At 60.0% G+C, this 12,851-nt stretch carries 11 protein-coding genes; 10 read left to right on the top strand and 1 reads right to left on the bottom strand.

The window, feature by feature from the left end:
- The first annotated feature begins 96 nt into the window (after positions 1–96).
- From ACP7E3_RS28095 to ACP7E3_RS28050, 10 genes are all read left to right on the top strand, one after another.
- Positions 97–1,197 carry an alkene reductase gene (locus tag ACP7E3_RS28095; protein WP_426125101.1) on the top strand — a complete coding sequence of 367 codons (1,101 nt, stop codon included), beginning with the start codon at positions 97–99 and terminating at the stop codon, positions 1,195–1,197.
- A 66-nt stretch (positions 1,198–1,263) separates the two neighbouring features.
- Entirely contained in the window at positions 1,264–2,052 is a 789-nt protein-coding gene (locus tag ACP7E3_RS28090; RefSeq protein WP_046488723.1) for an SDR family NAD(P)-dependent oxidoreductase, read from the top strand.
- Positions 2,053–2,099: 47 nt separating this feature from the next.
- On the top strand, positions 2,100–2,969 hold the full coding sequence (locus ACP7E3_RS28085) for an alpha/beta fold hydrolase (RefSeq protein ID WP_126587768.1): 870 nt from the start codon (positions 2,100–2,102) through the stop codon (positions 2,967–2,969).
- 68 nt (positions 2,970–3,037) lie between these two features.
- Positions 3,038–4,036 carry an NADP-dependent oxidoreductase gene (locus ACP7E3_RS28080; protein ID WP_426125064.1) on the top strand — a complete coding sequence of 333 codons (999 nt, stop codon included), beginning with the start codon at positions 3,038–3,040 and terminating at the stop codon, positions 4,034–4,036.
- Positions 4,037–4,367: 331 nt separating this feature from the next.
- Positions 4,368–5,354: an AraC family transcriptional regulator gene (locus tag ACP7E3_RS28075; protein WP_057005783.1), complete on the top strand. Its 987-nt coding sequence runs from the start codon at positions 4,368–4,370 to the stop codon at positions 5,352–5,354.
- 159 nt (positions 5,355–5,513) lie between these two features.
- Positions 5,514–6,548 (top strand): DUF1254 domain-containing protein, encoded by a 1,035-nt coding sequence (locus ACP7E3_RS28070; RefSeq protein ID WP_057005782.1) that lies wholly within the window; start codon positions 5,514–5,516, stop codon positions 6,546–6,548.
- 72 nt (positions 6,549–6,620) lie between these two features.
- Complete coding sequence (locus tag ACP7E3_RS28065) at positions 6,621–7,463, top strand: MipA/OmpV family protein (protein WP_057005781.1); 843 nt, start codon at positions 6,621–6,623, stop codon at positions 7,461–7,463.
- Positions 7,464–7,500: 37 nt separating this feature from the next.
- On the top strand, positions 7,501–8,316 hold the full coding sequence (locus ACP7E3_RS28060) for an acid phosphatase (protein ID WP_057005780.1): 816 nt from the start codon (positions 7,501–7,503) through the stop codon (positions 8,314–8,316).
- Between the two features lie 13 nt (positions 8,317–8,329).
- Positions 8,330–9,124, top strand: a complete 795-nt coding sequence (locus ACP7E3_RS28055; RefSeq protein WP_057005779.1) for a hypothetical protein — start codon at positions 8,330–8,332, stop codon at positions 9,122–9,124.
- A 216-nt stretch (positions 9,125–9,340) separates the two neighbouring features.
- Positions 9,341–11,470 carry a M48 family metallopeptidase gene (locus ACP7E3_RS28050; protein WP_426125061.1) on the top strand — a complete coding sequence of 710 codons (2,130 nt, stop codon included), beginning with the start codon at positions 9,341–9,343 and terminating at the stop codon, positions 11,468–11,470.
- Positions 11,471–11,543: 73 nt separating this feature from the next.
- Here ACP7E3_RS28050 and ACP7E3_RS28045 read toward each other — a convergent pair whose 3' ends face one another.
- Positions 11,544–12,830, bottom strand: a complete 1,287-nt coding sequence (locus tag ACP7E3_RS28045) for an OprD family porin (RefSeq protein ID WP_046385033.1) — start codon at positions 12,828–12,830, stop codon at positions 11,544–11,546.
- Positions 12,831–12,851: the final 21 nt, after the last annotated feature.

Genomic DNA, 12,851 nt, shown 5'->3' with positions numbered 1-12,851 from the left:
TCGACCATAATCAAAACCGTTGACAGTTTAGATTTCGATCATCATCCTAATCGCAAGCAAGATGACCATTTACCAACGGGCACGGAACACACACCCATGAGCGACTTGAACCTGTTTACCCCCTACACACTGGGGGCTCTGACGCTGTCGAACCGCGTGGTTCTCGCGCCGCTGACGCGCAATCGCGCCGGAAAGGGTTTTGTACCGAGTGAATTTGCTGCGGCCTATTACAGCCAGCGGGCCAGTGCGGGTTTGCTGATTTCCGAAGCCTCGCAGATCTCCCAGCAGGGGCAGGGCTATCAGGACACGCCTGGTATTTATACAGCGGCTCAGATAGAGGGATGGCGCAAGGTGACCGATGCCGTACACGCCAAGGGCGGGAGGATTTTCCTGCAGCTGTGGCATGTGGGCCGTGTTTCCCACGTGGATCTGCAACCGCACGGCGCGGCGCCGGTAGGCCCTTCCGCGCTGCGTGCGGCGACCAAGGTGTTCGTCAATAATCGCTTCGAGGACGTTTCCGAGCCGCGCGCGCTGGAAATTGACGAGCTCCCAGGCATCGTCAACGATTTCCGCCAAGCGGCGGCAAACGCCATTGCGGCAGGCTTCGACGGTGTGGAAATCCACGGTGCAAACGGCTATTTGCTGGATCAGTTCATCAAGGACAGTGCCAACCTGCGCACTGATGCCTACGGCGGCTCGATCGCAAACCGTGCGCGCCTGCTGCTGGAAGTGACAGCCGCGGTGGCCGCCGAGATCGGTGCTGATCGCACGGGGATTCGCCTTTCGCCGGTCTCGCCGGCCAATGGGGTATCGAGCAGTGATCCGCAGGCTCAGTTCGATTACATCGTCGATCAACTCAATGCCCTGGACGTCGTTTATCTGCACGTCGTCGAAGGCGCAACCGGCGGGCCACGCGATGTGGCGCCCTTTGATTTCGACGCCTTGCGCCAGCGCTTCAAGAACACTTACATCGCCAAAAACGGCTATGACCTGGACCTGGCCACGGCGCGCCTTGCGCATGACAGGGCCGACCTGATCGCCTTTGGCCGCCCGTTTATCGCCAACCCCGATCTGGTGGAGCGGCTCAAGACCGCTGCGCCACTGTCCGCCTTCGACCCCTCCACGCTCTACGGCGGCGGCGCGGCGGGATACATCGACTACCCAACGCTTGCCGAATCCAGCACCCGCGCGAACTGAGCACTGGCTGATCGAGCCCGGTTTTATTCGTGCATCAATCCATGTTCCCGATAAAGAGCTGACATCATGACGACTTACCCTACCGTTCTCATCACTGGCGCTTCCACTGGCATCGGCGCGGTTTACGCCGAGCGTTTTGCCCAACGCGGGCATGATCTGGTGTTGGTTGCCCGCGACCACGCGCGCCTGGAAACGCTCGCCGCAAAGTTGCGTGGCGAACACAACGTTGCCGTTGAAGTGCTTGCGGCCGACCTGACTCAACTCGGCGACCTGCACACCGTCGAAGCGCGCCTGCGGGATGACGCTCGCATCGGCATCCTCGTCAACAATGCCGGTGCCGCGCAGTCCGGCAGCTTCATCGAGCAAAGCACCGACAGCGTGGCGCAACTGGTGGCCCTCAACACCACGGCGCTGGTGCGACTCGCCAGCGCCATCGCGCCACGCCTGGCCAAAGCCGGTGCAGGCGCGATCATCAACATCGGTTCGGTGGTGGGCCTGGCGCCTGAGTTTGGTATGTCGGTCTACGGGGCGACCAAGGCGTTTGTGCTGTTCCTTTCCCAAGGCCTGAGCCTGGAGCTTTCGCCTCAGGGTGTTTATGTGCAGGCCGTATTGCCCGCTGCCACCCGCACGGAGATCTGGGATCGCGCCGGTATCGACATCAACACCTTGAGCGAAGTCATGGAAGTGGCTGACCTGGTCGATGCCGCACTGGTCGGCTTCGATCGCCGCGAACCGGTGACCATTCCGCCGCTGCAAGAAGGCGAGCGCTGGGATGCCCTGCAAACCGCACGTCAGGGTCTTTTGTCGCAGATCAGACAGTCCGTCGTGGCGCCGCGCTATTTGACTGAAGTCTGAACCCTGTCGAGCAGGTCGGCCTCGCTCCGCAATCGCACGGAATAAACATGACTCTTTTGGCTAGCAGCAATCATCCCGGTTCGCCGTCGTCATTTATCCACGCGGCGAACCAGTCGGTTCTGGTGGGCGGGATACCTTTTGCCTACCGCGATCTGGGCCCCAGAACGCAGGTCCCGCTGGTCATGTTCAACCATTGGGGGGCAGTGCTGGATAACTTTGACCCCAGGATCATTGACGGTCTGGCGAAAAACCGGCGTGTCATCACCACCGATTACCGTGGTATCGGTGGCTCGGGTGGCGCCGCGCCGTTGACCGTCGGTGAAATGGCTGACGATGGTATCGGTTTTATCCGTGCGTTGGGTTTGGACAAGGTGGACCTGCTCGGCTTTTCACTCGGCGGCTTCGTCGCTCAAGACATCGCCCTGAAAGCCCCCGAACGCGTGCGCCGGCTGATCCTCACCGGAACCGGACCGGCCGGCGGCACAGGCATCGACAACGTCGGCTCGGTGACCTGGCCGTTGATGCTCAAGGGGCTGCTGACGCTACGCGATCCCAAGTTCTACCTGTTCTTTACCGGCACGGCCAACGGACAACGCGCCGCGTCCGAGTATTTGCAACGGCTGAAAGAGCGCCAGCAAGACCGGGACAAAGGCCCGACACCCCGTGCGTTTTTTCGGCAATTAAAAGCCATTACTGCGTGGGGCAAGCAGGCGCCGCAAGACCTCGGGCGCTTGCAGATGCCGACGCTGATCGCCAACGGCGACAACGACATAATGGTGCCCACGGTCAACTCGCTTGAGCTGGCAAAGCGAATCCCCGACGCGCAACTGGTCATTTACCCGGACGCCGGGCATGGCAGCATTTTCCAGCACCCTGGCGATTTCGTGAGCAAGGCCTTGGCGTTCCTCGACGCCTGAACGTCTCATCGCATCAACGTTGCCGGGGCCGCGCCCCGTTCTCATTCCACCGACAAGAGCGTTGCAACATGAAGGCATTTTTTATCGACCGCTACGGCAAGCAGAACGGACTGCTTGGCGAAGTGCCCGACCCTGCGGTCGGTGTGCATGACGTTCTGATCCAGGTGCACGCAACGAGCGTGAACCCGTTGGACTCGAAGATCAGAACCGGCGAATTCAAACTGATCCTGCCTTATACATTTCCATTGGTCTTGGGCAACGACCTGGCGGGAGTGGTCGTTCGCACAGGTTCGGCGGTGACGCGGTTCAACCCAGGAGACGAAGTCTATGCACGCCCTCCCGAGGATCGCATCGGCACGTTTGCCGAACTGATCGCCGTGAACGAAAACGCGCTCGCGCTGAAACCCTCGAACCTGGACATGGCCGAAGCGGCGTCCGTCCCCTTGGCCGCCTTGACGGCCTGGCAGGCGCTGGTTGAGACCGCCCAGCTGAAAAAAGGCCAGAAGGTGTTGATTCATGCCGGCTCCGGCGGTGTCGGCACGTTTGCCATCCAGCTCGCCAAACACCTCGGCGCTTTCGTTGCAACCACCACCAGCACGGCGAATGTCGAATGGGTGAAGGCGCTTGGGGCGGATGTGGTCATCGACTACAAGAAGCACGACTTTGCGAGCGAATTACACGATTTCGACGTGGTATTAAACAGCCAGGGCAAGGATGTGCTGATGAAATCGGTCGAGGTTCTCAAGCCCGGCGGACAGCTCATTTCCCTCTCCGGGCCACCGACGGCAGCCTTTGCCCAAGCGCAAGGCTTGTCCTGGATGCTGCGACAAGTCATGCGCCTGCTGAGCAGCGGTATTCGTAGAAAAGCCCGCAAGCACGGGGTGAACTATGCATTTCTGTTTATGCGGGCCAGCGGCGCACAACTGCAAAAAATCACCTCGCTTATCGAAGCTGGTGTCATCAAACCGGTCATTGATCGTTCCTTCCCTTTTGAATCGACGGCAGAGGCGTTGCGCTACGTCGAGCAGGGCAGATCAAAAGGCAAAGTCATCATCACTCTCCAATAAGCGCACTCCAACAATATGTCAGTCGATAACGTGCACGCCGCCAAGTACCAGCCCCCAACGCCTGAACCAGAGGAACCGCCACCGCACACACAGGCGCCGTTGCAACCGCAAGTTGCACCTGTAGAAGCGCCGATAATCATTTGGCGTAGCTTGATGCTTGAGCAGTAACGGGAAAGGGGGCGAATGTCGAAAAGCGATGATCTTGTCGCCGAATCGACCATCATGTTTACTGTGCTTTCAACAGCGCGACTTCAGCAGAAGTTCCACACGTATTTCCCCGCGCACCCAGACGGTTTCAAGTGGATTGCCTCTAAAAACAGGTGCGCCCCCCATGACGAATGCTGCGCCAGCCATCAAACTCAGCACTCTTCGACAAATAGCCCCCTATCTGAGCATGCGCAGCGTGTTGCCGCTGGAGTTCTTTCGGCGTTTTGGTATCTCTCCTCACGTGTTTCAAAACCCGGATGCCTGGGTACCACGAGCGGCCTGCTTTCATATCGCCAACGAAATGGCAGCTATCGCACAGGACCCCTTCGCCGGTGCGTCTGTGGGGCATTTGACCGACGTGCGCTCACTCGGTGCATGGGGCGAATTGATATTGGGTTCCACCAGCCTCGCTCAGGCGTGTGCAATGGCGGCAGTCCATACGCAATTACTGCATCAAGGAGGAGAAGTAAACATTGTCACCGAAGGGCGCACGACGAAACTCATCCACCACTTTAACGGGCAGCACGGGGCTGATCCGAAGCAAGTCATTACCGCCAGCCTGGTGGTGCTCAGAAAAGTGCCGCTCATGTCCGGCGAGCCCGGCGCCATACGCGTACATCTAAAGAACCCAAGAGAAAGAGGCGACGAGGCGCTTGAAGAATACCTGGGCCCGAATCTCCACATGAACGCTGAGTACAACATGATCGAGTTCGATCGTGAGTTGCTTGAAATTCCCCTGCACTACACTCGGGATATTGCCTGGAAAACCACTCAAGCCTTGAAGTCGACCACTGAAACAGCTGACGTGCTCGCCAAGCAGATAGCGGATCAGGAACTGTCCAAACTTGCGACTATTTCACGAACGATCGGGCTGTCGCCCCGAACGTTGCAGCGTCGCCTCGAACATTGCGGCATCGACTTTGACGCATTACGTGACGAGACACGTCGTAGCGAAGCATTTCAGTTACTGGCCAGCGGTAAATACAGCGCAACCGAGATTGCCTATATGGTCGGCTACAGCGATCCCGCGCATTTCACGCGTGCCTTCAAGCGCTGGACCGGGAGCCCGCCGTCGCGCTATCGCTCCATCTTGTTGAAACAAGATCGTTAACCTCCCCTCCTCGCCTGCTTGCCCAACTCTTTAGCCCCGTTCAGGGATGGCCTTCGCGTGCGCGCTCGCTTTGCTTTTGGCACCAAATGGCAAGTTTGTGCCAAGGCGTTCTTATACAGTCAAAAAATTAACGCCAACTTATAAAACCAAGAGGTTTACATGTCCCCTTCATCCACGGCCTGCATCTTCGCCATGGCGTTGGCAGCTTTTGGAAGCGCGAACGCCCAGTCATCCTCGGACGCGGCAATACCGGTGGGTGTAGATAACTTCGTGCGTGCCGAGTCCGATCTCTACTTGGGAAAAATGGTGGCGACTGGCAGTTTGGGCCGCTTTGTTCACAGCCGCGAAGCCGTGCCAATCGATGCCCAGAATGTGGTGCGGATGAATCGGGACACGCTCTATTCATCGGCGGTGTTCGATCTCGATGCAGGCCCCGTCACGATCACCTTGCCCGAGGCCGGGGGAAGGTTCATGTCGATGGCGGTGATCAATGAAGATCACTACGTACCCATCGTCACTTACGGCGCCGGTCGCCGGACGCTGACGAAAGAGGCTGTCGGCACACGTTATGTGTTTGTGGCGGTGCGGACGTTCTTCGACCCCTCCGATCGCAAAGACCTTGAAACAGTGCATGCACTGCAGGACGCAATCACGGTCAGCCAAGCCAAGGTTGGGGAGTTCGTCGTACCGAAGTGGGACCAGGCCAGCCAGGCCAAGGTACGTGATGCCTTGGCCGTCCTGGGCTCGACCATTCCCGACTACAACCAGTCCTTTGGGCCCAAGGGCGCGGTCAACCCGATCCATCACTTGATCGGCACTGCGACGGGGTGGGGCGGAAACCCAGCCAAGGACGCTATCTACCTGGGCGGGGTGATGCCAAAGAACAACGGCAACACTGTGTACCGGCTCAAAGTCGGGGATGTTCCGGTGAACAGTTTCTGGTCCGTGAGTGTTTATAACGCAGACGGTTACTTTGAGAAAAACCCTCAGGACGCTTACTCGTTGAACAACCTCACCGCCAAGAAAAGTGAGGATGGTTCGATTGTCATTCAGTTCGGTGGCTGCGACGCAAAGATCGCGAATTGCCTGCCGACTCCACCCGGCTGGAACTACACAGTCAGGCTTTATCAGCCAAGCGAACAAATACTGAATGGCCAATGGAGCTTTCCGAAGCCGCAGCCAGTCACGCGCTGATTAAAAATCTACAAACTTTATAACTAAATAAAAACGCCAATAAGTTTGGCTTTACCGCATAGGAGAGACGCAATGACAACCATCGGTGGTTCAAACTTTCTCAAGCATCCGGTAACGCTCATTACCGGTGCGACACTCGCACTTGCGATGGTATTGCCTGCACACGCGGAGGATTCAAACGAACCCTCCGTGACCGTCGGCGGCGGGCTGGCCGTCGGCCCGTTGTACGAAGGCGCTTCACACTATGCCGCATTCCCTTCACTGAAATTCAAAGCGGTCTTGCCTACCGAAAACTGGGGCAAATTCACCGCCGCTTTCCCGGACGGACTGCGCTGGGATTTGCCGGGGCTTTCTCCTTTTGGCGTGGCTCTGCTGATGGGTTACGACCCCGGGCGCAAGGAAAGAATCCACACCCTAGACGGTCGGGATAACTACCTGAGGGGAATGGGCAACCTGGACAGCACGGCCTTGGTCGGGGCGGAAGCGTATTGGGTGCTTCCGGCCGGTCGCCTGTTCGTTCGAGGCCTGCAATCAACCCAGAACCGTGATTACGGTGGGCAAAGCCTGGGGCGTACCGCGTATCTGGAGGCCGGGGTGGCCACTGCCTACGCACTGTCTTCGACATTGACCCTGGACTCGACCCTGTACGGCACCTGGAGCAACGAGAACGACATGATGGCGCGCTTCGGTGTCACCGCCCAACAGGCTGCACGCACGCGGTTCGACGAATACCACCCCGGTGGCGGGATGCGCGACGTGACCTTGAAACTGGGCCTCACCTGGCAATGGCAACCACAACTGGCACTGGAAGGCGGCGTCAAGACCTACGCCCTGGTCTCCGATGCCCGCAACAGCCCGCTGACAGGCGAAAAAGTGGGCGCAGGCGCCTATCTGAATGCCCTCTACCGGTTTTGATCAGCCGGCAATTCCGGGATAGATAAGGGAACCCTCGATGAAAACAATACAAAAGCAACTGGGGCTGGCCGGCCTGCTCTGCTCCGGGCTGGTGCTGGCCGACGATGCTGTCACCAAGGTCACGGACCCTCACTTCAAACTCGCCCCGGGCTATCTTGACTCGGCCGACTTGCCACTGCGCCTGGCATTGCTTGGCGCCCCGCCAAAGCCCGACTCTGCAGCGCTCGCGCGGGATGAGGAAGCACGCCGAGCGGCGCTGTCGCTGCGAGGTACGGCCCGGGAGAAACTCGCGGCAGCGGATGCCGAGCTGTCATTTCCGGGCCCAGCGAAAGCATTTTCCTGCGCGATGGGCACACCGATCACCGAAGAAAACACACCGCATCTTTATACCTTGATGCAGCGCACCCTGACGGATGCGGGCGGTTCCACCTATGCCGGGAAAAACGCCTACAACCGCACCCGCCCATTCGTGGCGCACAACGAAGGAACCTGTCGTAAAGACATGGAACCGTTGCTGCGCACGGATGGCTCCTGGCCGTCCGGCCACTCCGCTGCCGGTTGGGCCTGGGGGCTGTTGCTGGCCGAGATTCAACCCGCACGCGCCACTGAATTGATGACTCGCGGGCTGTCATTCGGCCAGAGCCGGGTCATCTGCGATGCTCATTGGCAGAGCGATGTGGACGCAGGCCGCATCATGGGGGCTGCGACCGTGGCGAGTTTGCATAGTAATCCGATGTTCCTGGCGGACCTGGCGGCCGCGAAGGAAGAGGTCAAGGCCGCTCAAAAAGCGGGGCTCAAGCCTACAGAGGACTGTGCGGCCGAGGGTGTGGCGCTCTCGCTGACTCAGCATTGACCGGAGAAACACCATGATGCACAGCGACAACCCACGCTCGGCGTTGCGGCGCAAACATGCACGCCTGGCATTGGTGGCTGGCGCCTTGGCGGTAGCCGCGTCCGGTTTGCCAACAAGGGCCATGGCGGCCGACGGCGATGGCTGGACCTTCAACGGTGGGCCTTACGTGTGGGGCGCCGGCATTCGCGGACATGTGGGCCATAGCAGCACCGGAACCCAGTTTATAAAGTCCGATTTCGCGGATATCGCACGCACTGTGGATATGTCGGCGATGCTGATGGGCGAGGCGCGACGCGGCCCATACAGCGTACTCGCCGACCTGATGTACATCGACACCGACACCCGCAACCGTCTGCCGGCGGACGCCCCCGCGTCCAAACTTGAGGTGGAAAGCAAGACCGCCTCCGGGTTCCTGGGAGGCGGGTACACGGTGTTGGGTGATGAAAGCCGTCGGTTGGATGTCGCGGGTGGCGTGCGCGTCTGGTACAGCGGCACCACCATCCGCCTGCATGGTGGGCCGGCTGGCGGTTCCTCTGGCTCTGACAATGCGACGTGGGCAGACGCCATGGCGGGCCTGCGAGGGCACTATGCAGTGAATGATCGATTCTGGCTGTCATCCTGGGGGATGGTGGGCACCGGGCAGTCCCGGGAAGACTGGGACCTGGCAGCGCTGGCAGGCTGGGAGTTTTCACCCGGGTTTTCAGCGGTGCTCGGCTACCGGGCCATGGGGGTTGATTATCGTCACGATGGCTTTGTCTACGACATTGTCCAGAAGGGGCCGCTGTTGGGTATCAGTGGGCGATTCTGAGGACAAATCATCGCCCATGGTTAACAGTCAGCAAGCCCCACGCCAAACGCCTCGACCGCTGACAGGTCAAAGCGTTTCAGAATTGACGATCTAGCCTACAGAGCCCTCCTCCTTCCCACGGCGCTTTTTCCTAACGCCCGGGAAGACCGCTCCTCTCGCCCACCCCACCTGTTCTTCGGTATAAACGTTCGCTTTCTGCGTTGCGAACGGACTCCCATGAACGCCATAAAACTGATTTTCCTGCTGATCATTTTTCCCCTGCTGCTGGCCGGCGTTGGAACATGGCAATTGCAGCGCGCCACCGAGGGCGCGCTGGTTCCCGACCAAGCCCAAGCCTATGTCAACGTGATGAAGCCCGTGCTGAAGAGGTGGGTGGAAGAAAATCCGACGGTGCCCATTACGGTGGGCAGTGACGCCCTCAGCCCGGAGCAGTTTCTCTCCCGACTGGCGCGAATCGAGGCCGAGCTGCCCACCGCGCGCCAACTCAATCGCGTCTTGCGCACGCTGGCACCCTGGGTGATGGGGCTCGGACTGCTCGCCGCGCTGATCGGCGTGGCCGCGCTGGCCGGTACGCAATGGGCGGGGCGGCGCGCGCAGCAGTCGCGAGAACAGTTGCTGCAGGTATTTTCCCTGGGCAGCCGGTTGTTGCCCTACGTACTGGTAAGCCAGGTGGTGGCGATGGCGGCGACGCTCGCCTTGGTGCTGAGTTATGAGGGCCTGGCGCTGTGGCATATCGGCCGGTTGGGCCGGGGCGAAGTCAAGCTGATGGGGTGGCTGGGGGTAATCGCGGTAATCTGCCTGTATTCGATCTGGCTGCTGCTCAAACAACTGCGGCATATGCTGGTGATGTTCGAGCCCACGCCGCTCGAGATGTTCGGCCGGGTGGTGACGGCTGAACAGGCGCCCGGGTTATGGCGCCAGGTGCGCGAGTTGGCCGACAGATTGGGCGCGTTGCCGCCGGATCATATTGTGGTCAGCCTCGCCCTGGGCTTTTACGTGACCTCCAGCCCCGCCACGGTGCGGCCCGCTGAAACGCCGCTGCACGGGCGCACCCTGCATGTGCCGCTGCTGTACCTGGGGTTGCTGAGCCGCGAGGAAGTCGACGCCGTGATCGGCCATGAGCTGGCACATTTTGTCGGCGAAGACACCGAGTACAGCCTGCGCTTTGTGCCGATCTACGATGGCGTCAGCCGCAGCCTGGAGACGCTGGCGCAGACCATGATGAACAGCGATCTGATCCAGGGTTGGTTGATGCGCCCGTCGTTCCTGTTCGGGGTGTTTTTCATGCAGCGCTTCGATCATGCGGTGAACCGCTGGAGCCGTGAGCGCGAGTTGCTGGCCGACGCCGCCGGTGGCCGCTTGGCAGGCAATGCGGCAGTAGCCTCGGCGCTGTTGCGCATATCGGTGTTGCAGACGCCTGTGGAAGACGTGCTACTGGCCCATTGCGACACCCCCGTTGAGGGCGATGTGCTGAACGCCGCCCTCGCCGCATTGCAAGGCCAAGAATTGCAGGCACCCGACGAAGCGCTGGAAACGCATCAACCCCACCCGACCGATTCCCACCCCTCCAACGGCGAGCGCCTGCACGCATTGCGTGTGCCCTGGGCCGACGCCATGCACAGCGCCACCCGTGGCGTGGACGCAGAGGCTGCGAGCCGGCAAATCGATGCCCTTTTCAGCGCGGCGCATCCGCTGCGTGAGCAACTGTCCCACGACCTGATCGCCGCAGCGGCCTGCGAACAAACAGCTCACACTCATCTGCTGGAAACCCTGGCCGCCTCGGCGCAAGGCGAACATGCCCTGCACGAAGGCGGTCGCCGACGTGCCGTGTTAATGGCGGTGTTGGCGCTGCCGTTTATGTTGCTAGGGCTGGCGATGATGAGCGAGCCCTGGCTTGCCCCGGAACGCTTGAAAGGCACGGTGCTGTCCGCCGTGGGTGCCGGGGCGGGGATTGCCAGCATTGCGCTGATATTTCTATGGCTGGGCATCCGCCGGTTCAAACGCGCGCCGCAGACCGCGTTGCGCCTGACGCCGGAACATTTTGTGTTCGCCAATCTGGCGCAACCGCTGCCCATCGAACACATCGCCACTGTCACGCTGCAGTTTATCCAAGGCATCTGGGTGACCGTCGAACTGACGCCCGAGGCGCCGTTGCCCGAACTGCGCAAAACCGCATTCGGCGTACCCGGTGCGCGGGTCAACCGCAAGAAACGTCAGGTGCTGTTGCAGATGGCGCAGTTGTGCATCGACAACAAGAAGATCGAACCCTATGAAGGCCTGACGCTGATGACCGACTACGTCAACGCATCCCTCGCCCGCAAGATTCTGCAAAACCGGCAGGACTGAACCCGCGACATAAAAAAACCCCGAACCAGTCGGGGTTTTTTATCGCCTGCAATCAGGCGCGACGCCGGATCAATTAGAAAACGTTGATCGGGTAGTCGGCGAACAGGCGGAATTCGTTACCGCCTACGTTGTAGTTGCTGGCGTTGTTGGAAACGCGCAACCACGAGGCACGAGCACGCAGGCTCAGGTCTTTGACCGGGCCGCTCTGAACGACGTACTTGAACTGGTTCCAGATTTCACGCTCGGTGCCATCGCCACGACCGCTGCCGTCGTCGATATTGGTACCGCGCACGTAGGCCACGTTGTAGGTCAGGCCAGGCATGCCGAAGGTAGCGAAGTCGATGCCGTAGGCCGCTTGCCACGAACGCTCGTCCTTGCCGTTGAAGTCGGACCAGTAGGAGTTGGCCAGCAGGATGGTGTTGCCGCCGTCGCCGATGCCGCCATCGTTGCGGTAGCCGCCGTACAGGTAGCCGGTGTCGCCGGTGCTGCGCTGGTGAGCGACGGTGAAGCTGTGCGGACCAACAGCCCACGTGGCGCCCAGGCTCCAGATTTTGTTGTCGCGCGCGTCTGCATCACCTTGGTTTTCCAGGGCGAAGCTGCGATCCAGCTTGGTCTTGTAGCCGTTGAAGTCAAACGTCAGCGACTGCTTTTCCGGCAGGGCCAGTACGTAGTTGACGTTCACGTATTGCTTCTTCAGCACGTCCTGCATGTCGGAGGCGTACAGCGCTGCCGACAGGCTTTCGGTGAATTTGTAGCTACCACCGATGTAATCGATGCTTTTCAGACGGCCGCTGTCGGTACCTTCAGCGCTCTTACGCGCTTCCTTGGTGAAGTGGCCCCCATCCAGTTGCAGACCTTCGATCTCTTTGGAAACGATCGAGGTACCGGTGTAGGTTTCCGACAACAGACGAGAGTTGTCGTAAGCCAGCACGGGCACGTTCGGGAACTGGTCGCCGTACTTGAGCACAGTGTTGGACAGGCGGAACTTCACCGCCGCACCGCCTTTAGCCAGGTCGTTGGCGGCAGAGCCGCTGTCGCCTTGCTTGAAGAAGTCGATACCGCCCGCGCCGCTGCGGCCTTTACCGCCGTCCAGGCGAATGGCGTACTGGCCAATCACGTCCACACCCACACCGACGGTGCCTTGGGTGAAACCGGACTCGAACTTACCGATGAAGCCTTGGCCCCATTCGGCTTTGTCTTGCTTGCCGTTCTTGTAGTCACGGCTGATGTAAGCGTTACGTGCGGCGATGTTCAGGTGGCTGTCTTCAACGAAACCCTTGGATTGCTCCTGGTCGTTTGCCATGGCTGTCGATGCGCTCAAAATCCCCAGAGCGATCAGACTCATCCGTTGTTTCAACATTTCTTATATTCCTTATTACTG

The organism is Pseudomonas sp. PSPC2-3 (assembly GCF_049898265.1).
Lineage (GTDB): Bacteria > Pseudomonadota > Gammaproteobacteria > Pseudomonadales > Pseudomonadaceae > Aquipseudomonas > Aquipseudomonas veronii.
The sequence above is the reverse complement of the archived record's forward strand: the minus strand, read 5'-3'. Positions and strand labels throughout refer to the sequence as shown.